At 68.5% G+C, this 25,050-nt stretch carries 26 protein-coding genes; 13 read left to right on the top strand and 13 right to left on the bottom strand.

Features of this window, described 5'->3' with window-relative positions; all coding sequences use genetic code 11:
• Positions 1-4: 4 nt before the first annotated feature.
• Positions 5-463 carry an SRPBCC family protein gene (locus FR943_RS15795; RefSeq protein WP_308170571.1) on the top strand — a complete coding sequence of 153 codons (459 nt, stop codon included), beginning with the start codon at positions 5-7 and terminating at the stop codon, positions 461-463.
• Positions 464-499: 36 nt separating this feature from the next.
• On the opposite strand, the gene FR943_RS15790 is transcribed toward FR943_RS15795, so the two are convergent.
• From FR943_RS15790 to FR943_RS15780, 3 genes are all read right to left on the bottom strand, one after another.
• Positions 500-2,152, bottom strand: a complete 1,653-nt coding sequence (locus FR943_RS15790) for an acyl-CoA synthetase (RefSeq protein WP_308170570.1) — start codon at positions 2,150-2,152, stop codon at positions 500-502.
• 56 nt (positions 2,153-2,208) lie between these two features.
• Positions 2,209-2,646, bottom strand: a complete 438-nt coding sequence (locus FR943_RS15785) for a hypothetical protein (protein WP_217158834.1) — start codon at positions 2,644-2,646, stop codon at positions 2,209-2,211.
• Between the two features lie 102 nt (positions 2,647-2,748).
• Complete coding sequence (locus tag FR943_RS15780) at positions 2,749-3,114, bottom strand: Rv0313 family protein (RefSeq protein WP_217158832.1); 366 nt, start codon at positions 3,112-3,114, stop codon at positions 2,749-2,751.
• Between the two features lie 87 nt (positions 3,115-3,201).
• Here FR943_RS15780 and FR943_RS15775 point away from each other — a divergent pair, with 87 nt between their 5' ends.
• Together FR943_RS15775 and FR943_RS15770 are read left to right on the top strand one after the other, a co-directional pair.
• Positions 3,202-4,002 carry a ketosteroid isomerase family protein gene (locus FR943_RS15775; protein WP_217158830.1) on the top strand — a complete coding sequence of 267 codons (801 nt, stop codon included), beginning with the start codon at positions 3,202-3,204 and terminating at the stop codon, positions 4,000-4,002.
• A gap of 69 nt (positions 4,003-4,071) precedes the next feature.
• On the top strand, positions 4,072-4,635 hold the full coding sequence (locus FR943_RS15770; RefSeq protein WP_217158828.1) for a hypothetical protein: 564 nt from the start codon (positions 4,072-4,074) through the stop codon (positions 4,633-4,635).
• Between the two features lie 6 nt (positions 4,636-4,641).
• On the opposite strand, the gene FR943_RS15765 is transcribed toward FR943_RS15770, so the two are convergent.
• Positions 4,642-5,412: an SGNH/GDSL hydrolase family protein gene (locus FR943_RS15765; protein ID WP_217158826.1), complete on the bottom strand. Its 771-nt coding sequence runs from the start codon at positions 5,410-5,412 to the stop codon at positions 4,642-4,644.
• A 102-nt stretch (positions 5,413-5,514) separates the two neighbouring features.
• Entirely contained in the window at positions 5,515-5,814 is a 300-nt protein-coding gene (locus tag FR943_RS15760; RefSeq protein ID WP_217158824.1) for a hypothetical protein, read from the bottom strand.
• 254 nt (positions 5,815-6,068) lie between these two features.
• Here FR943_RS15760 and FR943_RS15755 point away from each other — a divergent pair, with 254 nt between their 5' ends.
• On the top strand, positions 6,069-6,566 hold the full coding sequence (locus tag FR943_RS15755) for an NUDIX hydrolase (protein ID WP_217158822.1): 498 nt from the start codon (positions 6,069-6,071) through the stop codon (positions 6,564-6,566).
• A gap of 4 nt (positions 6,567-6,570) precedes the next feature.
• On the opposite strand, the gene FR943_RS15750 is transcribed toward FR943_RS15755, so the two are convergent.
• From FR943_RS15750 to malQ, 4 genes are all read right to left on the bottom strand, one after another.
• On the bottom strand, positions 6,571-7,686 hold the full coding sequence (locus FR943_RS15750; protein ID WP_217158820.1) for a PDR/VanB family oxidoreductase: 1,116 nt from the start codon (positions 7,684-7,686) through the stop codon (positions 6,571-6,573).
• 11 nt (positions 7,687-7,697) lie between these two features.
• A complete protein-coding gene (locus FR943_RS15745) occupies positions 7,698-8,597 on the bottom strand; it encodes a metal-dependent hydrolase (RefSeq protein ID WP_217158818.1) in 900 nt (299 codons plus the stop codon).
• Positions 8,598-8,666: 69 nt separating this feature from the next.
• Entirely contained in the window at positions 8,667-9,080 is a 414-nt protein-coding gene (locus FR943_RS15740) for a hypothetical protein (RefSeq protein ID WP_217158816.1), read from the bottom strand.
• An 80-nt stretch (positions 9,081-9,160) separates the two neighbouring features.
• A complete protein-coding gene (malQ, locus tag FR943_RS15735; RefSeq protein ID WP_217158814.1) occupies positions 9,161-11,302 on the bottom strand; it encodes a 4-alpha-glucanotransferase in 2,142 nt (713 codons plus the stop codon).
• 100 nt (positions 11,303-11,402) lie between these two features.
• On the opposite strand from malQ, the gene FR943_RS15730 reads away from it, so the two are divergent.
• Genes FR943_RS15730 through FR943_RS15720 form a run of 3 tightly spaced genes read left to right on the top strand, consistent with a single transcriptional unit; the run spans position 11,403 to position 14,178 of the window.
• Positions 11,403-12,011: a TetR/AcrR family transcriptional regulator gene (locus FR943_RS15730; RefSeq protein WP_217158812.1), complete on the top strand. Its 609-nt coding sequence runs from the start codon at positions 11,403-11,405 to the stop codon at positions 12,009-12,011.
• Positions 12,008-12,916 carry an SDR family NAD(P)-dependent oxidoreductase gene (locus FR943_RS15725; RefSeq protein ID WP_217158810.1) on the top strand — a complete coding sequence of 303 codons (909 nt, stop codon included), beginning with the start codon at positions 12,008-12,010 and terminating at the stop codon, positions 12,914-12,916. Before FR943_RS15730 ends, FR943_RS15725 begins: the two co-directional genes overlap by 4 nt.
• A gap of 29 nt (positions 12,917-12,945) precedes the next feature.
• Positions 12,946-14,178, top strand: a complete 1,233-nt coding sequence (locus FR943_RS15720) for an MFS transporter (protein WP_217158808.1) — start codon at positions 12,946-12,948, stop codon at positions 14,176-14,178.
• On the opposite strand, the gene FR943_RS15715 is transcribed toward FR943_RS15720, so the two are convergent.
• Both FR943_RS15715 and FR943_RS15710 read right to left on the bottom strand, forming a co-directional pair.
• Positions 14,137-14,460, bottom strand: coding sequence for a DMT family transporter (locus tag FR943_RS15715; RefSeq protein ID WP_217158806.1), 324 nt, complete (start codon positions 14,458-14,460; stop codon positions 14,137-14,139). The two genes, FR943_RS15720 and FR943_RS15715, sit on opposite strands and share 42 nt — an antisense overlap.
• On the bottom strand, positions 14,460-14,795 hold the full coding sequence (locus FR943_RS15710; protein ID WP_217158804.1) for a DMT family transporter: 336 nt from the start codon (positions 14,793-14,795) through the stop codon (positions 14,460-14,462). The genes FR943_RS15715 and FR943_RS15710 overlap by 1 nt, the downstream gene beginning before the upstream one ends.
• A 91-nt stretch (positions 14,796-14,886) precedes the next feature.
• On the opposite strand from FR943_RS15710, the gene FR943_RS15705 reads away from it, so the two are divergent.
• From FR943_RS15705 to FR943_RS15680, 6 genes are all read left to right on the top strand, one after another.
• Positions 14,887-16,443, top strand: a complete 1,557-nt coding sequence (locus tag FR943_RS15705) for a carboxylesterase/lipase family protein (protein ID WP_217158802.1) — start codon at positions 14,887-14,889, stop codon at positions 16,441-16,443.
• 15 nt (positions 16,444-16,458) lie between these two features.
• Entirely contained in the window at positions 16,459-17,370 is a 912-nt protein-coding gene (locus tag FR943_RS15700; protein ID WP_217158800.1) for a sterol desaturase family protein, read from the top strand.
• A 228-nt stretch (positions 17,371-17,598) separates the two neighbouring features.
• A complete protein-coding gene (locus tag FR943_RS15695; protein WP_217158798.1) occupies positions 17,599-18,213 on the top strand; it encodes a LysM peptidoglycan-binding domain-containing protein in 615 nt (204 codons plus the stop codon).
• 233 nt (positions 18,214-18,446) lie between these two features.
• Complete coding sequence (locus FR943_RS15690; protein WP_217158936.1) at positions 18,447-19,085, top strand: Rv1815 family serine proteinase; 639 nt, start codon at positions 18,447-18,449, stop codon at positions 19,083-19,085.
• A 63-nt stretch (positions 19,086-19,148) separates the two neighbouring features.
• Positions 19,149-19,643: a VOC family protein gene (locus tag FR943_RS15685; protein WP_217158797.1), complete on the top strand. Its 495-nt coding sequence runs from the start codon at positions 19,149-19,151 to the stop codon at positions 19,641-19,643.
• A gap of 5 nt (positions 19,644-19,648) precedes the next feature.
• Positions 19,649-21,133: an FAD-binding protein gene (locus FR943_RS15680; RefSeq protein ID WP_217158934.1), complete on the top strand. Its 1,485-nt coding sequence runs from the start codon at positions 19,649-19,651 to the stop codon at positions 21,131-21,133.
• On the opposite strand, the gene FR943_RS15675 is transcribed toward FR943_RS15680, so the two are convergent.
• Positions 21,130-23,031, bottom strand: a complete 1,902-nt coding sequence (locus FR943_RS15675) for an ABC transporter ATP-binding protein/permease (protein WP_217158795.1) — start codon at positions 23,029-23,031, stop codon at positions 21,130-21,132. The genes FR943_RS15680 and FR943_RS15675 overlap by 4 nt on opposite strands.
• Before the next feature lie 28 nt (positions 23,032-23,059).
• Entirely contained in the window at positions 23,060-24,991 is a 1,932-nt protein-coding gene (locus tag FR943_RS15670; protein WP_217158932.1) for an ABC transporter ATP-binding protein/permease, read from the bottom strand.
• Positions 24,992-25,050 lie beyond the last annotated feature (59 nt).

Below are 25,050 nucleotides of genomic sequence, written 5' to 3'. Positions count from 1 at the left end.
TGTCGTGAGCATCTGGACCGGGCAGGCCCGACGCAGCGTCTGTGGTGAGGTGCCGGCGCCGCCGGAGCGGGTGCGGGCGTTCTACGTCGACCTGGACAACATCGCGCAGGTGCACCCGCTGGTGCAGTGGGTGCGCAGTGATTCCCGGGTCGAGCTGGCCGACGGGTATCGGCAGGATTACCGGGTGCATGACCGAATCCCATTGGGGCCGTTGCTGCTTCCGATCACCTACCGGGCCCGGCTCACCGTGCCCGCCGAAGGGACGGTGAGGGCGCAGGCCCGGCAGTTCCCGCAGGTGCGGCTGGACAGCCGGGTGGACTTCACGCCGTCGGCAACCGGCACCAGGATCACCGAGGACCTGACCATCACCGCGCCCAGGCCGTTGCTGGCGGTCACCGTGCGCCAGGCGGTGGCCGCCCACACCACGATGCTCGCCGCGATCGGGAAACTGTTTGCGGCCTGAACTGAGGCCCAACGCTTCTCCGCTCGCGCAAGGGACCTAGAGCGCCTCGGCGTGCTCGATGGCCACCGACTTCGCCCAGCGGTAATCGGCCTTGCCCGCCGGGGAGCGCACGATCTGCGGCGACCGGATGAAGGCCTTGGGAATCTTGTAGCGGGCGATCGAGCCCTGACACACCGCCACGAGCTCCTCGTCGGTGGCCGAGGTGCCCTCGGCGAACTGCACCACCGCCACCACCTCGTTGCCCCACCGCTCCGACGGGCGGCCGACCACCACCACGTCGTACACGGCGGGATGCGCGGCGATGGCCCGCTCGACCTCCTCGACGAAGATCTTCTCGCCGCCGGAGTTGACGGTGACAGAATCCCGGCCCAGCAGCTGAATTCGACCGTCTGCCAAGACATTCGCCCGGTCACCCGGAACCGACCAGCGCACCCCGTCGATGGTGGGGAAGGTGCGGGCGGTCTTGGCCGCGTCGCCCAGGTAGCCCAGCGGGATCAGGTCCCGGCGGGCCAGCCAGCCGCCGCCATCGCCGGGGCCGAGCACCCGGGACAGGTCCTCGGCGACCACCGCGGTGTCGGACTGGGCGTTGAAGGTCGCGGCCTCGGTTTCGCCGCCTGCGGTGGAATAGGTGCTCATCTGGGCCCCGGACTCCGAGGCGCCGACCGCGTCGAGCAGCGTCAGGTGCGGCAGGGCGGCCAGGATCCGGCCCCGCACGGTGGGCGACAGCGGCGCGCCGCCGTTGCTGATCGTGAACAGGCCGGACAGGTCGTAATCACCCTTCTCGATCTCGTCGATCAGGGGCCGGGCGATCGCGTCGCCGACCACCGGGATGCTCAGCACCCGTTCGCGTTCGGCGAGCCGCAGCACGTTGTCCGGCTGCATCCGGACCACGTCGTCAGGGATGACGAGCTTTCCGCCCATGGTGACGGCGTTGTAGGCGGCCCACTGCGCGGCACCGTGCATGAACGGCGGAATCATCAACATCGACAACCCGCCACCGGCGGCCCCGGCCCGCTCGGCGAGTTCGTCGTAGGAGCCGATGAAGGTGTCGCTGCCGAACGGCCGGCCGCCCATCGAGGACAGGAAGATGTCGTGCTGGCGCCACAGCACACCCTTGGGCATGCCGGTGGTCCCGCCGGTGTAGAGGATGTACAGGTCGTCACCGGACGGGGTGGGCATACCGGCCTGTGGCGCAGGGGTTTTCAGGATGGTGTCGTAGTCCACCGCGCCCGGCAGCAGGTCGTTGCCGGATTCGTCGGCGACCTGGATCAGCACCTGCAGATTCGGCAACCGGTCGCGGATCGCGGCCACCCGCGGGGCGAACTCGGCGTTGTAGATCACGGCGCGGGCATTCGAATCGGTCAGCAGGTAGAGGAGTTCCTCCTCCACATACCGGTAGCTGACGTTGAACGGCGCCACCCGGGCCCGGTAGCTGCCGATCATCGACTCGAGGTACTCGTTGCCGTTGCGCAGGTAGATGCCGAGGTGGTCCTGGCCCGATTCGTGTCCGGCCAGGCTGTCACGCTCGGTGTGCACACCCAGACCGGCCGAGACCAGGTAGTGGGCGAAGCCGTCGACGCGGGCATCGAACTCGCGGTAGCTCAACCGGCGGTCCCGCCACACCAGGAACGTCTGATCGCCGACGGCCGCGGCCACCGTCGAGAACACCGTGGACAGGTCGAATTTCACGCCACGACCATACACGTATCACTCGCCTGTATGGCCGGGGATGTGTGACCCGGGGCTCAGGACGGAAAGAAGCCGTCGCCGGTCAGCACACCCGGCTGCCACCCCTGCGCGCCGAGGCACAGCATCGGCCGGCCGTCGGGGGATTGCGCCGCGGCTTGCGGCCCCGGGCATGGTGAGCCGATCTCCTGCACTCCGTGCAGCGGGTAGGCGTACGTCCAGAAGCCGGTGTAAACCGGCGGCCACTGGTTGGGGATCCACCGGCATTGCATCGCTGTACCGCCCGGTCCGCGGCCGAACACGTTGCGCTCCCAGCTGTAGCACGGCGCCCCATTGGAGGCCTCGTAGCTCATGCCCGGGACATCGGTGGGGTAGCGGCCCGGATTGTCGGGATACATGTTGGTGTTGTCGTCGGCCACCGCACCCGGCGCCGCCGAGAGCGCTGTTGCCAGTGCCGCCGCCGCGACCGCCGTTGCACCGAAGAACTCGCGAATCATGTTCCACCCTCAGCATCGCCGGCCGCGCCGGCCAGTTCATTGACTTTGGGGCATGAGCCTAGCCGGTCGCCGCGCCGGGCAGTCGACATTCGGGCCCGTTTGTTACTCGCCGGTATCGGTGTCGAGCACGCTCACCGCAATGCCGTACGGCAGGAACCGCACCCGGCGGCCGGGGTCGGTGTTACCGGCGTTGGCCCGCAGGGCTTCGAGCTCGTTGGGGTACACCTGCTCGATGTGGGCGCCGCCGGCCTCGTCGACGGTGTAGATCGCCCACACCCCGTCACCGGCCTCCCCGGTGGTCTCCGGTTCGGTCCGCGGGCGCGAGAATCTGCTCACCTCGTCGAGCAGGCCCGCCCAGCCGACGCCTTGGCCGGGATTGTTGAGGAACCGGCCCAACCCGTCCAGAGCCTCGCGGGCGACGCGGTCTAAATCCTCGGGATCGAACCCGAACGGTCCACTGCCACTCATGACGCTCTCCTCGATCGTGTGGGCATCCCATGTGCCAAACACCAGTGTGCGCGCACCTGACGGCGGGCGGAATGGTAAACGAACCATATGGCCTTCACACGGGACGACCTGCTAGCCACCGTCGAGCTGTCACCGCAGGCAGCGGCGACACACGACCGTCAGGGATGGGTGGGATTGTTCGCTGCCGGCGGAAGTGTCGAGGACCCGGTGGGGTCGCGTCCACACCGCGGACCGGCCCAGATCGAGCGGTTCTACGACACCTTCATCGCCCCGCGCGACATCACCTTCCACCGCGACGTCGACATCGTCGCCGGGTCCACCGTGATCCGGGACCTGGCGCTCGAGGTCGCCATGAGTCCATCGGTCACCATGCGCATTCCGGCCTATCTGCGCTACGCGGTCACCCCCGGACCGGCCGGACCGGCGATCGCCGAACTGCAGGCGTACTGGGAGTTGCCGTCGATGATCGGGCAGTTCGCCCGAGCCGGCGCCGGTGCCCTGCCGGTGGGCCTGCGCCTGGCCGCGGCACTGCTGCGCAACCAGGGCCCGATGGGCGCGCTGGGGTTTGCCAAGGGGCTGGCCGGCCCGGGGCAGTCCGGTCGGCGCCTGGTCACCGGCCTGCTCGATGACCTGTGCGCGGGCGACGTGGTCGCGGTGCAACGACGGCTCGGCACCGACACCGCCGTGTGCTCGGGCGACGCCGAGCCGCTCAGCACCGCCGGGCTGGTGGAACACACCGCGGGCGGCACCTGGCGCAAGCTGATCGCATCCGGCCCGGGGCTGGTGGCCGGGCTGGACACGAACGGCCGCCGGGCAGTGGTGATCGCCGACGTCACCGTCCGGCCGCTGGCGATCACCCGCCTGCGGTATTTCGCCGACACGCCGTGACCGACGTGACCCGTCCCACCGGCCCGGCTGCGCCGGCTGCAGGCGCTGTCATGAGACCGTAGAAGGATCATGGCTGACCACGCTTACATCACCTACGAGGAATTCGGCCGCCGGTTCTTCGAGGTGGCCGTCTCCGAGGACCGGGTCGGTGACGCCATCGGGTCCATCGCCGGTGACGCGTTCGAACTCGGGCCCATCGCCCAGGGGCCGGGCAAGATTGCCAAGGTCACCGCGCGGGTGAAGATCCAAAAGCCCCGGGTCAGCCGCATCGTCGGCGACACCATCACGTTCTCCATCCGGATACCGCTGGAGATCGAATTGATGATCGACCTGCGCATCGACCGGCCCAAGTTCCTGGTGTTCGGCGAAATCGCCTTGCGCGCCTCGGCTTTGGCCGCCGAACCCCTGCTGTTGATCCTCGATGTCAAGAAGCCGCGGCCGGCCGACATCTCGATCCACGTCACCTCCAAGTCGCTCCGCGGCGAGGTGCTGCGCATCCTGGCCGGTGTCGACGCCGAGATCAAACGGTTCATCGCCGCACACGTGGCCGGTGAGATCGACAGCCCCGGGGCCGAACAGGCCAAGGTGATCGACGTCGCCAAGGAGCTTGATTCGGCCTGGACCGGTATCTGACACGCTTTAGCCGCTCAGTGGCGTCAGTACCGGTCGCCGCGGGGCACGGCCGGCGCCGGCGTCCCGGCCGCGCAGGTGCCGCCACAGCCACGGCATCAACATGTGCCGAGTCCACAAGAGCTGTGAGTGGGCCCGGGACCGAAACGACTGGGCCTCGGATCGGTGCCCGGCGAGCGTCCAGGCATGATCGCTGCCCGGCAATTCGAGAGCTTCGGCCGCCGCGGCCGCGAACAGTTCGTGGCCCCGGGCCGAACCGTGCACCCGATCGGCACTCCAGGTCTGCGGCTCGCACATCGATGCGGCCGAGTACAGGTCGACCAGGCGAAATCCGTATCGGTCGGCAGCGGTGCTGATCGTGGAGTTGATCTCGACCACCCGTCTGCCCAGCAGCCGGCCCACCGGCAGGATCCGGGTGATGTCGGGGAACGTCGTGGTGACGACGGTGGCACCGGATGCCGCCAGCGCTCGGTAGACGGTGTCGAGGTCACGCAGCGCGCGATCGAAGGAACGCCCGGGCCGGGTCACATCGTTCATGCCGATGCACACGGTCACCAGGTCGGGGTACATCGCCAGGGCGGTGGGCAGCTGGGTGGTCAGTACATCGCCGATGCGGTGGCCGCGCACGGCCAGGTTGGCGTAGCTCAAACCGGGGTGCAGCCCGTCGAGGCGGGCCGCGAGCCGGTCGGCGAAACCCGTCAGGCCGGCGGTGTCGTCGCCATCCCACAGTCCCTCGGTCTGGCTGTCGCCGAGGGCGACATACCGGGTGAAACGTCGCACTCCGGCGACTCTAGTGCCGGCCGGCCCGGCCACGGCGCCCGGACACAACGAAGGGGCCCCCGAAAAGGGCGCCCCTCGTTGAGGTTTCGTCGAAATTCAGACTTACTTCACGTCTACGTAAACGGTCTTGGCGACAACCTGGGTCTCGAAGCTGTCACCGGGGTTGCCGGAATCGGTCCGGGTGAACGTCTGCCCGGGGCGTACCGCCACCACCGAGGCCTTGTCCAGCGGGGTGGAACCGATGTGGTTCACCACGACCTTGTAACCCTGTGCCTGTAGTTCGCTGATGGTCTCCTGGGCGTTGCCCGGTCCGCTCGGCGCGGCTTGAGCGGGCGTGGCCAGCCCGATCACCGCTGCAGCTGCTGCTCCGACCAATGCTGTGGCAAATCCAAGCTTCATCATCTTTGGTGCCTTCTTTCCTGATTCTGTTATGCCGCAGACGGCGCTCCCGGCAGCGGATGTCGGGGGGCGCCGTCGCTAGTTCATCTAAGTGTTACTTAACGATTAACCGGCTGTTCACACATTAAATTCCGGCTGCACGAAAATGTTTGACGAGGGCTGCGTCACATTCACCGAACCGCTGGACGTCACGCGCAGCAACTCGGGTAGGGGTCCGAACCGGGATCGCGGCCGGGCCGCCGCGTAGCCTGCCACCCGTGGCCAAACTGAGTGCCGGGGTACTGCTCTACCGCTTTGCCGGAACCGACGTGGAGGTACTGATCGCCCACCCGGGTGGGCCGTTCTGGGCCCGCAAGGACGCCGGGGCCTGGTCGGTGCCGAAAGGGGAGTACGCCGTGGGCGAGGACCCCTGGCCGGCGGCGCAGCGTGAGTTCGCCGAAGAACTCGGATCGCCACCGCCGGCCGGCCCGCGGATCGACCTCGCGCCGGTCCGGCAGGCCGGCGGCAAGGTGGTCACCGTGTTCGCGGTGCACGGGGATTTCGATCCGGCCACCGCCACCAGCAACACGTTCATGGTGGAGCTGCCCAGAGGGTCCGGTCGACTCGTCGAATTTCCCGAAATCGACCGGGTGGCATGGTTTTCCGTGGCAGCGGCACGCGACAAGCTGCTGCCGGGGCAGCGTCCGCTGCTCGACCAGTTGATGGCCGCCCCGGAGCTGAGCGGCTACGGCGAGGGGAACCCGGCCGGCGCCTGACGGATCAGAGGTCCAGCGTCAACCGCTGACCGGCCTCCGCGCGTGACACACAGGTCAGCAGATACCCGGCTGCGCGCTCGGGATCGGTGAGCAGGGTGTCGCGGTGCTGCACCGCCCCGTCTGTCGCGCGCACCCGGCAGGTGCCGCAGAACCCCTGCCGGCACGAGTAGGGAGCAGCCACCCCGGCCCGGGTCAGCGCAGCCAGCAGGGTCTCGTCGGCGTTGACCGACACCGTTTCGCCGGTGGACGCGATCGTCACGGCGAATTCGGCACCGTCGATCACCGGCGGTGCCGCGAACCGCTCGAAGTGCAGCTCCACATCGTCACGACCGGCGAGCGCGGCCCGGACGCCGGTCAGCATCGGAGCCGGGCCGCAGGCGTACACCGTGGTGCCGTCGGGACAGCCGCCGAGCAGGTCCTCGGCACTGGGCAGGCCGTGCACATCGTCGGTGCGGACCTCGATCCGGTCGCCGAACCGGTTGAGCTCGTCGAGGAACGGCAGGCTGTCACGACTGCGCCCGGCGTACACCATCGACCAGTCGACCCCCAGCCGCTCGGCCAGGCCGAGCATCGGCAGGATCGGGGTGATGCCGATCCCGCCGGCGATGAAACGGAACCGCTGGGCCGGCGAGCCGTATCCGGGCACGGTGAGGGCGAAGGCGTTGCGTGGACCGTGGGTGCCGACCCGGCTGCCGATCTGCAGGGTGTCGTGCACCTCGGCGGAGCCACCGCCGCCATCGGGTATGCGCCGCACCGCAATTCGATAGCTATCGGTGACGGCCGGGTCGCCGCACAACGAGTACTGGCGGATCCGGCCGCTGGCCAGGTGCAGGTCGATGTGCGCCCCGGGGTGCCACCGCGGCAGCGCGCCGCCGTCCGCGGCGGCCAGGGTCAGGGCGATGACGTCCTGATCGTGGGCCACCACGTGGCGGCCCGTCACGGTCAGCATGATCGTGCGGTCCAGCTCGGGCGGTGGGCTGGGCCGCCGCACCAGGCGGCTCACCCCCCACATCGTGGAAATCGCGACCTCGGCCAGGCCGAGCATCGGATCGTGCTTGAACCGGCCCGACAGGCTCGGCGGCAGCCGACGGTAGCGGGATGTCAGTGACAGCGCCGGCATGGCTGAGCGGGTCACAGGTGCGCGGCCCGGGCGGCGGGAGAGCTGGCCAGATAGGCGACCGCCTGGGCCGTGGACCCCATCTCTTCGGGCGAGAAGTTCGGCCGGCAGTAGGTCAGGGTGTTGGTGCCGAACATCCGGGAGAACTTGGGCAGCAGCCCGAGCCTGGAATCGCGGATGCGCATCCGGTTCATCTGCCACCAGCCGATGTCCAGGCTCGGGTCGCTCTTGACCATCGCCCAGCACCCGCGCTGGAAGAACAGGTACACCGCGGACGCGGCGATCGACATGGCCCGCACCCGGCTGATGTAGCTGTCCTGGAAGTACACCGCGACATCGTGGGCGACGCTGCGGTGCTCGACCTCCTCGCTGCCGTGCCAGCGGAACAGGTCGGTCATCGTCGGATCGGCGTCGTAGTCCTCCCAGGTGCAGTTCAGCACGAAATCGCCCAGCACCGCGGTGTAGTGCTCGATGGCCGCGATCAGCCAGAGCCGGTCACACAGGTTGGCCAGCCGGCGACGCGGGTGGGTGGAGGTGGTCGGCGCCAGCATCCGGGTGAACACGTGCTCCACCGCGGTCAGCAGCGGTTGGTAGTCCACGTTGTGGGCGGTCAGGAACTCCGCGAGCACCCGATCGTGGGTCTCGGCGTGGGTGGCCTCCTGGCCGATGAAGCCCCGCATGTCGTCGGCGAGCTTGGGATCGCGCACATATGGCAGCGCTTCGTTGAACGTCGCGACGAACCAGTGTTCGGCCATCGGCAGCACCACGTTGAACAGGTTGACCATGGTCGAGGCCACCGGGTGGCCGGGGATCCAGTGCAGTGGGATGTCGTCGAGATCGAAGTGCACCTTGCGGGCCTGGATCTGGACCGGGCCCGGGTCGATCTCGTTGTCGAATCGCGTCGGACGCAGCATCGAGAGCCTCCCTGGGGATGAGTGAACTCTCTGTAGTGTACGGATTTACCTGGGAACGGCGGTACCGGGTCAGGCCGGCGGCGGGGTACCGGCGCCCGGCGCGCCGGCGATCGGCACCACCGGGGTGGGCGTCACGGTGGTCACGCCGTTGCTGCCCACCCGCGGGCCGCCCGGCACGGCCGAATCGGCGGACTGCTCGGCAGCGGCTTCACTGCAGTCGAGCATCAGGATCATCTTGCCGCTGGAGTTGACCTTCTGGGAGTCGACCAGGCACTCGGCCTGCGGCAGGGCGCTGCCGAACGAGCCGCCGAACGTCGCCTTGACACCCTGGCTCTTCAAGATCGCCAAGGCCTTCAGGTAGGGCTCGCCCACCACGTTGACCGACGTCGAGGTCGGCTGCGAGGTGGCCGGGCCCGCGGCGAACAGGGCAATCGAACCGGCGGTGGCGAGCAGACCGCCACCGAGCGCAACAAGCTTCTTCACGTGTGGACTCCGTCAGTCGGGTGCGTTGCGAAGATATCGCAGCGGTGCTGAATGTGAAACCGCAGCAGAGGCCCGCCGCGTTACCCGTCGGACCGATCCGCGGGGCCGGTGACCGCCGCCATCGTGTCGCCCAGCGCCGCCGCCCGCGGATCGACGAACACGTCCTCGACCAGCAGCCGCCGGCCGTCCGGACCGGCCAGCGGAATCCGCCAGTTCGGATACTCGTCGGTGGTCCCGGGCTGGTTCTGGGTGCGTCGGTCACCCACCGCATCGGCAAGCGACAGCGCCAGCAACCGTGACGGGGTACGGCCGAGATACCGGTACAGCGCCGTCACGATCTGATCGGTGTCAGGATCGGCGCCCAGCAGGCCGACCCGGCGCAGTTCGTCCAGCCACGCCGCCTGAGCGGCCCGGTCGGCGGCCAGCTCCTCGGCGGGCGGGCGGGTGAGCAACCCGAGTTCGTCGCGCAACCGCACGTGCTCCCCGGACAGATACCCCGGCGTCGGCGGCAGATCGTGGGTGGTTACCGAGGACAGGCAGTACTCCCGCCAGCGTTCGGCCGGCAGCGGCCCGCCCGACCCGTCGGATTCGAACCACAGGATCGAGGTGCCGAACAACCCGCGGTCGTGGAGATAGTCGCGCACCCACGGCTCGACGGTGCCCAAGTCCTCACCGACGACGACAGCACCGGCCCGATGTGCTTCCAGGGCGATGATGCCGATCATCGCCTCGTGGTCGTACCGCACATAGGTACCCGCGGTCGGGGCGGCGCCGCGCGGGATCCACCACAACCGGAACATCCCGATGATGTGGTCGATGCGCAGTCCGCCGGCGTGCCGCAGCGCCATGGTGACCAGGTCGCGGAACGGTGCGTAGGCCTGCTCGGCGAGCCGGTCGGGCCGCCACGGCGGCTGCGACCAGTCCTGGCCGAGCTGGTTGAACTCGTCGGGCGGGGCCCCCGCCGTCACCCCGAGAGCCAGCACGTCCTGCAGCGCCCAGGCGTCGGCACCGTCCGGGTCGACCCCGACCGCCAGGTCACCGATGATGCCCAGCTCCATCCCGGCCTGCCGGGCGGTGGTCTGAGCCGCGGCCAGTTGGTCGTCGAGCAGCCACTGCAACCAGCGATGGAAGTCGACGGCCTGCGGATGGGCCGCGGCGAACGCGGCGACCTGGGGGCTCCGCGGATGCTGCAGGCCGGGTGGCCAGGCATGCCAGTCGGAGCCGTGCTGCTCGGCCAACGCACACCAGATCGCGAAGTCCTCCAGGCTGCGCCCGTGGCGGTGCCGGTAGGCCTGGTAGGCCAACTCCCGACCGGCCGACCGGTGCACCCGGTACACCTGCTCCAACGCGCTGCGCTTGGCCTGCCAGGCGTCGTCGCGGTCGATGGTCGGATGCTGATCGGCGCGGCGGTTGACCGCGGCGCGCAACCTGCGGATGTGCCCGCGGTGGCGCACGGCGGCGAATTCGGGGATCGCCTCCACCCGCAGGTAGAGCGGATTGCCGAATCGGCGTGACGTGGGCAGATACGGCGACGGCTCCATCGGGGCCGTGGGCGCGGCGGCGTGCAGCGGATTGACGAGGATGAACCCCGCGCCGTGCGCACTCGCCGACCACACCGCCAGATCGGCAAGGTCGGTGAGATCGCCTGTGCCCCAAGAATTTTGCGAGCGCACACTGTACAGCTGGACGGCCAGGCCCCAGGCTCGCCCTCGGTCGAGCCGAGACGGTAACGCCACTGCGGCGGGGGAGATCACCACCGCGGTCTGCGCCTGGAACTCGCCCACCCGCAACCGCAGCCGGTGGTAGCCCAGCGGGAGATCGGCCGGCAACTCGAACGTGGCCTCACCGACCAGGCGGTCCCCGAGATCGAACGGGGGCCGGTTGTTCTCCAGTTGCCGCAGGCCGCTGCGTTCGGTGCCGTCCTCCAGGAACAGTGTCAGCTCGACCGGATCCCCGTGAGTGACGTGCACCCAGAAGCTCGACGCCACCGTCGCCCGGCCCAGCACGATCGGCGGCAGGCAGCGTTGCCAGTACTGCCGGTCGTGGGCGGCCAGGGCGGCGGTCCGCTCTTGCTCGGTGCCGGCCGGCACGCCGAGCGCTTCCAGTACGGCCACCAGCGTCGACTCGACCACCGCGGTGCGCCGGCCGGTCCAGTCGTCGAACTCGGCGGCCACGCCGTAGCGGTGGGCCAACTCCAGTAGGGCCGATGACGGTGGGGTCATGAGATCAATCTTGGTGCCCAGAACGCGATCGCGCGCCGTTGGCGAGGCGTTCGCAAGCGCTGCTACCCTGTCTGTAACGATCCTTACAGACAGGGTTCACATGACCACTGCATCCACGAGGCGACAACAGCAGGGCGCGGGTTCACGGGAACAGATCCTCGACGCCACCGAGCGGCTGATGGCCACCCGCGGCTACGCCGCCACCTCGATCAGCGACATCCGCACGGCCTGCGGTCTACCGGCCAGCTCGATCTACTGGCATTTCGGGTCCAAGGACGGTGTCCTGGCCGCGGTGATGGAGCGCGGGGCCGACCGCTTCTTCGCGGCCATTCCGAGCGGCGCGAGCATCGATGAGCAACTGGCGGTGCTCGCGGACCTGCAGTCGCAGCGCCCCGAGTTCCTGCGCATCCTGTACCTGCTGTCACTGGAACGCGGCGACGATCCGACCGTGACAGCGGTGGTGCGTCGCGTGCGAGACACCGCGATCTCCCGGTTCTCTGCCGCCGTGCGCGGCCAGCTGCCCGCCGGCGTGCCACCACGCCGTGCCGGGCAGGTGGTGGCTGAACTCACCGCGTTCGCCGTCGCCCAATCCGACGGCGTGTTCTTCGCCGGCCACCTCGAGCCCGACAGTGCCGACGTGGCGCGCATGTACCGACGGCTGTGGCAGGCCGTCACCGCTCTCATCCCGATTCTCCTGGCGGAAAAGTGACCGTTACCACCGCGATCATCACCGGTGCGAACACCGGGCTGGGATTCGAATGTGCGCGTGCACTGTTGGAATCCGACCCGGACCGGCATGTGCTGCTGGCGGTACGCGACATCGAGCGGGGCGCGGCCGCGGCGGCGCGGCTCGGCCATCCCGGACGCATCACGGTGGGTGAACTCGACCTGGCCTCGCTGCGGTCGGTGCGCGACTTCGCCGACACGGTGCCGGGATTGGACGTTCCGCCGGTGACCGGGTTGGTGTGCAACGCCGGGCTGCAACTCGTCACGGGCGCGCAGACCACGGCGGACGGCTACGAGATGACGTGGGGGGTCAACCATCTCGGTCATTTCGCCCTGGTGCGGCAGCTGCTCGACGCGTTGACGGTCCCGGCGCGGATCGTGGTGGTCAGCAGCGGCACTCATGATCCGGACAAGTTCACGGGTATGCCTGCACCGCAATACAATTCGCCCGAGGAACTGCTGCGCCCCCCGGCGGGCGGCCTGACGGGCGAAGAAGGTCGGCGGCGCTACAGCACTTCCAAGCTCTGCAACATGCTCTTCAGCTACGAGTTGGACCGGCGCCTGGGGCACGGGGCCCGCGGAATCACGGTCAACGCATTCGACCCGGGCCTGATGCCGGGGTCGGGGCTGGCCAGGGACTACGGGGGCGTCCAGCGGCTGGCCTGGCGCCTGCTCATGCCGGCGCTGCGGATGCTGCCCAATGTGAACAGCACCAGGCGTTCGGGCGCCAACCTTGCCGCGCTCGTCGCCGACCCCGCCCTCGAGGGCATCACCGGGACGTACTTCGAGGGCACCCGCCGGATTCGGTCCTCGCGCGATTCGTACGACGAGGCCAGGGCCACCGACCTGTGGCAGGTCAGCGAACGGTTGGTGGCGGAGGTCGGCTAGCGTCCCCGGACCGCAGTAGTGTCGCCTCGGTGGCATCCAGTTCGGTCTCGGAACAATGCGGCGCCGCCGCACTGCGCCGGGCCCGCATCGCCGTCGGCGCGCTGTTCCTGACCAACGGGGCGATCTTCGCCAACCTGCTGCCGCGCTATCCGGAGATCAAAACCGATCTACACCTGAGCAATGCGGTGTACGGCGCGGCCGTCGCCTCGTTCTCCGGGGGCGCCCTGGTCGCCGGACTGACCGCGGCAACCCTGATCCGGCGTTTCCGGAGCGCGCGGGTCGCGGTGATCGGCACCGTGGCGCTGGCAGCGTTCGTCGTCGCCGCCGGACTGGCGAATACGCCGGTGCTGTTCGCCGCCGCGCTGTTCGCGGCCGGCGCCTGTGACGCGGTGGTCGACGTCGCCCAGAACGCGCACGGGCTGCGGGTGCAACGCGCACACGGCCGGTCGATCATCAACTCGCTGCACGCGGTGTGGGCGGGCGGGGCGATCCTCGGCGGGCTCACCGGCGCCGGGGCGATCGCGCTGGGAATCCCGCGCGCCGTGCACCTTTCGGTGATCGCCGTGGCACTGAGCGCGGTGGCCCTGGCCGCCTACCGGTACCTGCTGGATGGGCCCGACCACGAGGACCACCCGGCAGCGCACACCGCGCCGGGGACGCGGGCCGGACCGCGGGTATATCTGATCCTGTTGGCGCTCGTGCTGATCGCCATCGCCGGCGCCACGGTCGAAGACGCTGGAAGCTCCTGGGCCACCCTGTACCTGCGCGACGGCCTGCACGCGCCACCGGCGGTGGCGGTGTTCGGCTACATCGCCCTCGTCGGCTTCATGTTCGTGGGCAGGCTGACCGGCGACCGGCTGGTCGACCGGTTCGGCGAGGCCGCCGTGGCCCGGACCGGCGGCATGATCGCCGCCGCCGGGATGGGCGCGGCCCTGGCATATCCGACCCTGGCCACCACGATCGGCGGCTTCGCGTTGGCCGGTCTCGGGGTGGCCACGCTGGTGCCGGCCGCGATGCACGGCGCCGACCAATTGCCGGGGCTGCGGCCCGGGACCGGGTTGACCGCGGTCACCTGGCTCATGCGGGTCGGCTTCTTCGGTGCGCCACTGCTGGTCGGGCTCGTCGCCGATGCCGCCGGGTTGCGGACCGGCCTGCTGGCCGTGCCCGTGGCCGGAATCGTGGCCGTCCTGCTGGCCGGGGCGCTGCCCGGGCGGCCGGAGTCAGTGCGTGACGCCCGCGAGCTCGATCGTGAACACACCTGACGCGATGAGCGCGATGCCCAGCATCATCACCGGGGTCAGCGGCTCCCGGAACAGGAACCGGGCCAGGACGGCGACCAGCGCGACCCCGCACGCCGTCCAGATGCCGTAGGCGATGCCGACGGGCACGCCACACGACAGGGCCAGCCACAGCAGATAGAAGGACGCCACGTACCCCGCTACCACCGGGCCGAGCCAGACCTTGCGGCGCAGGCCGTCGGATGCGCGCAGCGCGAGCGTGGCGAACACTTCGACCACGATCGCCCCGGTCAGGGCCAGCCACATCACGATTCGGCCCGGCGCGGGTGCGATCCGAGTTCGACCAGCAATACGCCCGCGATGATCAGGCCGATGCCGGCGACGATGGGCCAGGTGAACGGATCTCCGAAAACCAGCGCGGCCAGCACCGCCGTGGCCGCGGTACCGAGCGCACCCCAGATGCCGTAGGCGACGCCCACCGGCAGACCCGCGCGCAGCACCAGCGTCAGCAACGCGAACGCCGCGAGATAGCCGGCCACCACCAACGCCAGCCAGCCGGCGTGGTCCTGCGATGCGCGCAGCGACAGCGTGGCGGTGACCTCGGCGGCGACGGCCGCGATCAACAACGCCCACTTGTACACCGGTCAAACTTATCGGGCCCGGCCCAAACGGCCCGATCTGGCCGGGTGGGTACCGTGGGGGAGTTCGTCCAGTGTTTGCCGAGGAGTCCGCATGTCCGATCCGACCTGTGTCGACACCGGGTACGGCCCGGTGCGCGGCACTGACGACGGCACGGTCAGGCGGTGGTTGGGGATTCGCTACGCCGCCTCGCCGGTCGGTGAACTGCGCTGGCGGGCACCGCAGCCGCCGGCTCGCCGGTCCGAGATCGCCGACGCGACCGCGCCGGGACCGGTGTGCCCGCAGATCACCGATCCGCGGCTGCCGATCGACCTCGGTGGGCGCCAGGGTGAGGACAGCCTGGTACTCAATGTCTGGGCGCCCAGCGGTACCGAAGCCGGTGCCGGCCGGCCGGTGCTGGTGTGGGTGCACGGCGGGGCGTACGTACTGGGCTCGGGCAGCCAGCCGCTCTACGACGGCGCCGTCCTGGCCGCCGAGGGCGACGCCGTCGTGGTCACCGTCAACTACCGGCTCGGCCCGTTCGGCTTTCTGGACCTGTCCGGACTCAACGGACAACCCGGCGCCAAGGGGCAACGGTTCGAGACCAACCTGGGACTGCGGGACGTGCTGTGCGCCCTGCACTGGGTGCGCGAGAACATCGCCGCGTTCGGCGGCGACCCGCAGCGGGTGACCCTGTTCGGGGAGTCCGCCGGCGGCGGCATCGTCACCACCCTGCTGACCAGCCCGGCGGCCGAGGGCCTGTTCAGCGCGGCGATCGCGCAGAGCTCCCCGGCCACGTCGGTGTACGACGTCGACCGGTCCCGCGCCGTGGCCGGCCAGTTCCTGGACCGGCTGGGGCTCGGCCGCGACGAGGCCGGCCGACTGTCCGAGGCGCCGCTGCCGGCCCTGCTGTCGGCCGCCAAGGAACTCTTCGACGCGGTGCCCACCCAGACGCCGGGCCTGCTGGCGTTCGCCCCCGTGGTGGACGGCGACCTGGTCCCGGACTACCCGGTGGCGGCCGCCCGCGCGGGCCGCACCCACCCGGTGCCGCTCATCATCGGCACGAACGAGCACGAGGCCACCGTGTTCCGCTGGATGAAGTCACCGCTCATGCCGATCACCCCGGCCGCGCTGCGGGACATGTTCACCGCGATCGCCGCCGAACAACCCGGTCTGCAGCTGCCCACCGAGGAACAGGTCACCTCCGCATACGCGGGTTTGCGGCCCAAGGCGATCGGGCTGGGCATGGCGCGCGACATCGGATTCCGGATGCCGACCCTGTGGTTCGCCGAGGGGCACAGCGGCGTCGCCCCGACCTATCTGTACCGCTTCGACTTCACCACCCCGATGTTGAGGCTGCTGCGCCTGGGTGCCGCCCATGCCACGGAATTGCCGTACGTCTGGGGCAATCTGGTTGCCGGACCGAAGGATCCGACATTCAAGCTGGGTGGCCTCAAGCACGGGCGCGAGGTGTCGGCCAGGGTGCGGCGCCGCTGGGTCAACTTCGCCGCCACCGCAGACCCCTCGGGTGCACCCGGCGAACCGGTGTGGCGGCCCTATCGCCACGACGACCGGGCCACCCTCGTGATCGACAAACACGACAAGACCGTCGCCGACCTGGACCGTCACCTGCATACGGCCTGGGGAAGCCAGATCCTCAACTTCCGCTGACCCGAAGACGTGACCATGGACCTGATCCGTTCCGTACTGGACTTCCTGCCACCACCGATGCGGGACCCGGTGTTCTTCGCCATCCCGTTCTTCCTGGTGCTGTTGACGGTGGAATGGACTGCGGCCCGGCGCCTGGAACACCTGGAGACGGCCCGGGCACCGGCCGGGGCGTTCAACTCCCGCGACGCCTGGACGAGCATCTCGATGGGGCTGGTGTCGATCGTCACCACGGCCGGCTGGAAACTGCTGGCGCTGCTGGGTTATGCGGCCATCTACGCCTATCTCGCGCCATGGCACCTTCCCGGAAACCGCTGGTACACCTGGGTGATCGCGCTGGTCGGAGTGGACCTGCTGTTCTACACCTACCACCGGATCGCGCACCGGGTCCGGCTGATCTGGGCGACCCACCAGGCCCACCACTCCAGTACGTACTACAACTTCGCTACCGCACTGCGGCAGAAGTGGAACAACAGCGGGGAGATCCTGGCCTGGATTCCGTTGCCACTACTGGGAATTCCACCGTGGCTGGTGTTCACGAGCTTCTCGGTGAACCTGGTGTACCAGTTCTGGGTGCACACCGAGCGGGTTGGAAAGCTGTGGCGGCCAATCGAGTTCGTGTTCAACACGCCGTCGCATCATCGGGTGCACCACGGCTGTGACCCGCTGTACCTGGACCGCAACTACGGCGGCATCCTGATCCTCTGGGACCGGCTGTTCGGCACGTTCCAGCCGGAGGTTTTCCGGCCGCGTTACGGGCTGACCAAGCCGGTGGACACCTACAACATCTGGACGTTGCAGACGCACGAATATGTGGCGATCGCCCGCGACGTGCGCGCCGCCGGGCGGTGGCGCGACCGGCTCAGCTACGTCTTCGGCCCACCGGGCTGGCAGCCGGCCGAGATGACCACGGCCCAAACCGTCGGATAACCGACGGTATACCGTTCACGTCGCGGACAGTTATTCCAGAGCTGTTGTGCAGCACCGGAATCCACCCGGTTTCCCGGTGGAACGGCGCCGTCTGGCGCCCGATGTCCCCGACTGTTGGTGCGACGTTTGAATTCGGGCGAGCCGAATGGCACCAAAGCAAACCTCCGATCAGTAAGCTCGACACAACCGGGCGTACAACCCGGTTCACTGTCAGGAAAGGGGTATTGCGTGGGAGACACACTGACCGAAGGACAGAAGCTGGAGAAAGGGGGGTCGCTCACCTCCAACAACGGCGCCTACACGCTGACGTTGCAGGATGACGGCAACCTGGTGTTGGAGGCACGTGGCCAAGCGGTCTGGTCGACTTCCACCAACGGCCAGGACGTGGTGCGGGCCGAAGTGCAGACCGACGGCAACTTCGTGCTGTACACGTCCGAGAAGCCCGTGTGGCACACCGACACCAAGGGCAAGAAGGACGTCAAGCTCGTTCTCCAGGATGACCGCAACCTGGTGCTGTATGCCGCAGACGGTCCGGCCTGGTCGTCGAAGACCGAGACTTCCGAGCCGCCGCCACCGGCACCCGAGGCCGCCGCACCCGAACCCGAGGTGGCACCGGCCGCTGTGGAAGAGCCCGCACCGGCCGCCGCGCCCGAACCGGCCGCACCGCCGCCGCCCCCGCCGGCGCCCGAGCCGCGGACCTACACCGTGGTCTCCGGCGACACCTTGTGGGCGATCGCCGAGCGGTTCTACGGCGACGGCAACAAGTACCAGCAGATCGCCGATGCCAGCGGCATCGCCAACCCTGACCTGATTCACCCCGGACAGGTCTTGACGATTCCCTGACCCGAGCAACAGCGATGGCCCGGACCGTGCGGTCCGGGCCATCGTCGTCTCGAACCGGCGTCGGTTCAGACCCAGAACTGGTACTGGCGGTAACGAAGTTGCCGTGTAACCGATGTTGATATCGGTAGGGTGACGTCACCACGTCCGTCGATCGATGGGGAGGACCGGCCGTGCACTGGTGGTTTGGTGGGGCGATACGGGCGCTGGCCGCGGCCCCGTTGGCGGCGCTGCTCATGGCGCCCGCCCCGGTGGCGGCCGCCGCGGGTTCGCTGGTGTATCCGGGTATGGAAATCCGCCAGGGCACCAATGTCTGCACGCTGGGCTTCGTCGATCCGCTGAGCCGGGTCGGGTTCACCGCGGGGCACTGCCGGGGCGACGGCCCGGTGGGTGACCGGGACGGCAACTTCATCGGGCACATGGGGGCCTACCAGGACAACACGCCCAACGGTGCCACCGTCGACACCAACCACATGATCTCCGATTGGGAGACCATCCAGTTGGCCGGCGACGTCGCGGTCAACAACATCCTGCCGGGTGGGCGGATGCTGGTCGAGGACCCGGCCTTCCAGCCCTCGCCGGGAGCGCCGGTGTGCCACTTCGGCGTGGTCACCGGCGAGACGTGCGGCACCATCCAGGCCGTCAACAACGGCTGGTTCACCATGGCCAACGGGGTGGTCAGCCAGAAGGGTGATTCCGGCGGCCCGGTGTACGTGGTCACACCCGATGGCCGCGCCGCCATCGTGGGGATGTTCAACAGCACGTGGGGCGACTACCCGGCGGCGGTGTCCTGGCAGAACGCCAGTGGCCAGGCCCGCAGCGCGGGCGCCCCCGCCGGTCAGGTTTCCAACTTGTTCGGCGGCCCGGGGGGCTGACCGGAAACCCCGAACTAGAACACGTTCTAGCCATCGCGATCGGCGGGCGATATTCTGATCGCGATGCCCAATCAGACACCTGTCCAGATTGCCTGGGTGACCCCGGACCTGGACGCCACCGAACGCGCACTGAGCACCCTGCTGGGGGCGCGGCGGTGGGTGCGCATGCCCGCGGTGCATTTCGGTCCCGAAACCTGCAGTCACCGCGGCCGGCCGGCCGATTTCGTCGCCGACATCTCGCTGAGCTACGCCGGCGACACCCAACTGGAACTCATCGCGCCGGTACGCGGCCAGAGTGTCTACACCGAGTTTCTCCAGCGGCACGAAGCCGGCCTGCACCACATCTGTGTGGAGGTGCCCGATCCGGCCGCCTTCGACACCAGGCTGGCCGAGGCCGAGGCCGACGGGACACCGGCGGTGTGCCACGGCGAGATGCCCGGGGGCATGAGATTCGCCTACCTCTCGGCCGCCGACGCCGGGGTGCCGTATCTGGAGATCGCTTTCATCCCGCCCGAGATCCGGGCGTTCTTCGAATATGTGAAACAGGAGCAGCAGTGAAGGAAATCCCCGAGGTCCCCGAGCTCGTAGCGGCCGCGGACGTCGAATCCTGGTCCGACGAATTCGATGTCGTCGTCATCGGCTTCGGTATCGCCGGCGGCTGTGCGGCGGTCAGCGCCGCCGCACAGGGAGCTCGGGTCCTGGTGCTGGAGAAGGCAGCCGCGGCCGGCGGCACCACCGCGATGGCCGGCGGGCACTTCTACCTCGGCGGCGGGACCGCGGTGCAAGAGGCCACCGGGCATGCCGACACCCCCGAAGAGATGTACAAGTACCTGGTCGCGGTGTCGCGGGAACCCGACCTGGACAAGATCCGGGCCTACTGCGACGGCAGCGTCGAGCATTTCAACTGGCTGGAATCGTTGGGTTTCCAGTTCGAGCGCAGCTTCTACCCGGGCAAGGTGGTGGTGCCGCCGGGAACGGAGGGGTTGTCCTACACCGGCAACGAGAAGGTCTGGCCCTTCATCGAACAGGCCGCACCGGCACCCCGCGGCCACTCGGTGCCCGTGCCCGGCGAGTTGGGCGGGGCCGCCATGGTGATCGACCTGCTGCTGAAGCGTGCCGAGACCCTGGGCGTCACGATCCGCTACGAGGTGGGCGCCACCAACCTGATCGTCGACGGCCCGGAGCCAGGCGCCGTGGTCGGCGTGAAGTGGAAGCACTTCGGCGAAACCGGTTGCATCAAGGCCACATCGGTCATCATCACCGCCGGCGGCTTCGCGATGAACCCCGACATGGTCGCCGAGTACACGCCGGCACTGGGCAAGAAACGCCGCACCAAGCACCACGGTGAAGTGGAGCCCTACATCCTGGGCAACCCCAATGACGACGGCCTGGGCATCCGGATGGGCGTCTCGGCCGGCGGCGCCGCCACCGGGATGGACCAGCTGTTCATCACCGCGGCGGCCTACCCGCCGGAGATCCTGCTGACCGGTGTCATCGTCAACAACCAGGGGCAGCGCTTCGTCGCCGAGGACTCCTACCACTCACGCACCTCGGCGTTCGTGCTGCAGCAGCCCGACCAGCAGGCGTACCTCATCGTCGACGAGGACCACATGCAGATGCCGGAGATGCCGCTGATCAAATTCATCGACGGCTACGAAACCATCGCCGAAGCCGAAGCGGCCCTGGGCATTCCGGCCGGAAACCTGGCGGCGACCCTGGACCGCTACAACGCGAATGCGGCCGACGGCGAGGACCCCGACTTCCACAAGCAACCCGACTACATCGCCGCGCAGGACACGGGCCCGTACGCCGCGTTCGACCTGTCGCTCGGTGTCGCCATGTACTCCGGGTTCACCATGGGTGGACTGACCGTGTCCATCGACGGCGAGGTACTGCGCGCCGACGGCAGCCTGGTGCCGGGCCTGTACGCCGCCGGAGCCTGTGCGTCGAACATTGCCCAGGACGGCGCCGGGTACGCCAGCGGTGTGCAGCTCGGTGAGGGGTCGTTCTTCGGCCGCCGCGCCGGGGCCGCCGCAGCCGTACGTTAGGCGGGTTCGAGCTCCCAACGACCGTCGCCGAGCAGGTTGAGGCGACGGTCGTGCAACCGGTTCACGCTGTCCCGGTGGCTGATGCTGACCACGATGCAGTCGGGCAGCCGGGTACGCAGCGTCGAGTACAGCGCGTACTGCTGGCCGTCATCGAGTGCCGAGGTGGCCTCGTCGAGGAACACCGCCGCCGGCTTGGCCAGCAGTACCCGGGCGAAGGCGATCCGCTGCTGCTCGCCGGGGGAGAGCACCTTGCCCCAGTCGGCGTCCTCGTCCAGGCGGGAGGTCAGATTCCCCAGGGCCACTTCGGCCAGCGCCGAACGGATCTCGTCGTCGGTGTACGTGCCCGTCGGTGCCGGATAGCAGACCACCGTTCGCAGATCGCCCAGGGGGGCGTAGGGAAGCTGGGACAGGAACATCACCTCACCCAGCTCCGGGTAGCGCACCGTGCCCGAACCGTACGGCCACAACCGGGCCAGGCTGCGCAGCAGCGTGGTCTTCCCGGTGCCCGACGGACCGGTGATCACCAATGACTCCCCGGGTGCCAGCCGCATGTCGAGATCGTCGAGCAGCAGGTCACCGTCCGGGGAGCGCACCTCGATGTTCTCCAGTTCCACCCCGCCACCCGAGCTCACCCCGGTGTCCAAACACGGTAGTGCCCTTGCCTGTTCGTTCGCGGTGACGAGGCCGTCGAGTCGGATGATGGCGGCGCGGTAGCCGGCGAAGGCGTCGTACACCGAGCGGAAGAAGCTCAACGAACTCTGCACCCGGTTGAATGCGCTGGCCGACTGCAGGACATCGCCGTAGGTGAGCTGGCCCGCGAACAATCGGGGCGCCTGGATGATCAGCGGCAGCGGATCGATGATCTGGTTGATCGACCGGTTCCAGCCCAGGAACGCCACCCCCCGCAGCACCAGCCGGCGGTAGTTGGCGATGACGCGCGCGAAACGCTCTGTGAGCGTTGCGCGTTCGGTGCGTTCCCCGTTGTAGAAGCCGACCGCTTCGGCACCGTCACGCACCCGCACCAGCGCATACCGGAACGCGGCGTTGGTCAACGAGTTGCGGAACGTCAACCGGATGATCGGCCGGCCGATCCAGATCGCCACCACCGTCGTGACCGCCACCCACAGCAGCGCGATCCAGAACAACGCCTTGGGTACCGTCACGCCCATAATCGTCAACGGACCGGCGAGATTCCACAGGATCGGCGTGAACGCGACCACCGACACGATCGCATAGACCGACCCGAACAACAGCGTCTGCGCCGTGGCGACGGTGGGGGTGTTGGTCTCGGGTCCGGTGCCGGTGGTGAAGACGTCGATGTCCTGCTGGATGCGCTGGTCCGGGTTGTCGATCGGGGTGCCGCCGAAGCCGCCGAGAAAACGGCCACGGTAGTAGGCCCGTTGCTCCAGCCAGTCGCCGGTGAGCCGGTGGGTGAGCCACACCCGCCAGCGAACGATGAAGTACTGCATGAGATACAGATCGAGCAGCGTGCGGGTGATGTCGGCCGTGATCAACAGCCCGAAGATCAGGATCGAGTGCCAGAAGCCGTCGATTCCCGAGCGACGCACCGCCTCGTTGCCCGAACCGGCACCGGAGAACGCCACCTGCAGCGCGGTGGTCTGGTCGTTGAGGTAGTAACTGAACAGCACGTCCATGCGCACCGAGATCATCACCGACAACAGCAGTGTCGCCAGCAGTCCCCACACCGGAAGACTTTGGCGCCCAACAAAATAGCCGCCGGTGACCCGCCAGAACTGGCGGCCCCACGTGGTCGCGAGGGCCAGCACCGCCAGCACCGCGACCAACACGAGCGCGCCGATCACCCAGGCCTTGAGCACCCAGAGCAGCGACGCGAGGATCTCGTTGCCCCAGTCCAGCGACTGGGTGAACATCTCCATACCCGCCGAAGTTACCGGGAAGGGGCCCTCACGGTTGCTTGATCAGATCGTCTTCGTCCTCGACCCGGCCCAGCCGCCACTCGCCGTCACCGAGCAACTCGAGTTCGTGGGTGTGGTGCTGCTCGACGGTGGTGCGGTGGCTGACGCTGACCAGGATGGTGTCGGGCAGCTCGGTGCGCACCAACTGGTAGAGCATGAACTCCAGGCCTTCGTCGAGCGCCGACGTCGACTCGTCGAGGAACACCGCCTTGGGTTTGGTGAGCAGGATCCGGGCGAAGGCGATGCGTTGCTGCTCGCCGGGGGAGAGCACTTTGGCCCAGTCCAGCACCTCGTCGAGGCGGTCGACGAGATGCGGCAGCGCCACCTGATCCAGTGTGCTGCGCAGGGTTTCGTCGTCGATGGCGCCTTCCTCGTTGGGATAGCTGACCACCGCCCGCAGATCCCCGAGCGGCACGTACGGCAACTGCGACAGGAACATCGTCTCGTTGGGACCGCACGGCCGGACCAGCGTGCCCGAGGTGAACGGCCACAGCTCGGCCAGGCTGCGCAACAGCGTGGTCTTCCCGCTGCCCGACGGGCCGGTGACCACCAGCGTGTCACCGACCTCTAGTCGCAGGTCGAGCGGATCGATGAGCTGTTTTCCATCCGGCGTGCGCACCTCGACGGCTTTGAGCGCCACGGTGCCGTCGACGCAGGCCTCGGTCGTCACCTCCGGCAGGGCCCGGCCCTCCTCGTTGGCGATCACCAGACCCTCGAGCCGGATGATCGCGGCGCGGTAGCCGGCGAACCAGTCGTAGGCGTTGCGGAAGAACGACAGCCCGTCCTGGATCTGGCCGAACGCCGACGCCGTCTGTGACATCGCGCCCATCATGATCTCGCCGCTGTAGAATCGCGGGAACTGCAACAGATAGGGCAGCGGCACGATGGCTTGGCTCATCGACCAGTTCCAGCCGTTGAAACCCAGCGAGCGGCCCACGTAACGCACGTAATTGGAGACCACGGGTCCGAACAACTTCCGCAGCCCGGTGCGCTCGGCCACCTCACCGCGGTAGAACGCGACGGCTTCGGAGGCATCGCGCAACCGGACCAACGCGTACCGGAACGCCGCGTTGTACTTCTCGTTGTTGAACGACAGCCAGATGATCGGCCGGCCGATCCAGAACGCGATGATCGAGGCGAACAAGACGAAGGCGATGCCGATCCAAAAAATCGCCTTGGGCAGTTCATAACCGATCAGCGGGATCGTCATCGGACCCGACAGACTCCACAGGATCGCGGTGAACGAGATCATCGAGGCGACAGCATCGATGGCACCGAACAGCAGCGTGTTCTTCGAGTAATAGGTCGGCACGTTCGGCAGTGGTCCGTTGCACGCGGTGAAGATGTCGACGTCGCCCTGGATGCGCTGATCGGGGTTGTCGATCGTGTCGTTGATGAAACGGGCCCGGTAGTAGGCCTTGCCGTCGAGCCAGTCCGTGGTCAGCCGATCGGTGAGCCAGGCTCGCCAGGCCAGGCAGAAGCGCTGGACCAGGAACATGTCCAGCATCAGCCGGCCGATATAGATCGCGGCGAGGATCGCGAAGACCAGCATCGAGAAGAAGAAGCCGTTCTTGCCGGACTGCTTCACCGCGTCGTCGCCCAGCGCGGCGGCCTCCCGCCCGGCCTCCACCGTCTGAAAGCTGTTCAGCATGTCGCGCCCCTGGAAGCTGAGCAGCACCTCGAGCCGGACACCGGCGATCACCAGCAGCAGGATGGCACCCAGCCACAGCCACACCTTGACGCTCTCGGCGCCGGTGAAGTAGGCGCCGGTGATCCGCCAGAACTGCCTGCCCCACGACGTGAAGCGGGCGATCACCACGAGGATCACCAGGGTGCAGATCGCGGCGATCAACCAGCCCTTGGCGATCCACATCAGCGAAATCAGAAGCTCGTTGCCCCAGTCGAGAGTCGGGGTGAACATTCCTTCCATCCGGGCAACGTACCGTGCCCACCTGCGGGTGGCTCTCCGGCGACCCCCGG

Origin of the sequence: [Mycobacterium] fortunisiensis, from assembly GCF_019050325.1 — a bacterium.
Lineage (GTDB): Bacteria > Actinomycetota > Actinomycetes > Mycobacteriales > Mycobacteriaceae > Mycobacterium > Mycobacterium fortunisiensis.
Note: the sequence above shows the minus strand (reverse complement) of the source record. Positions and strands in the feature narration are given on the sequence as shown.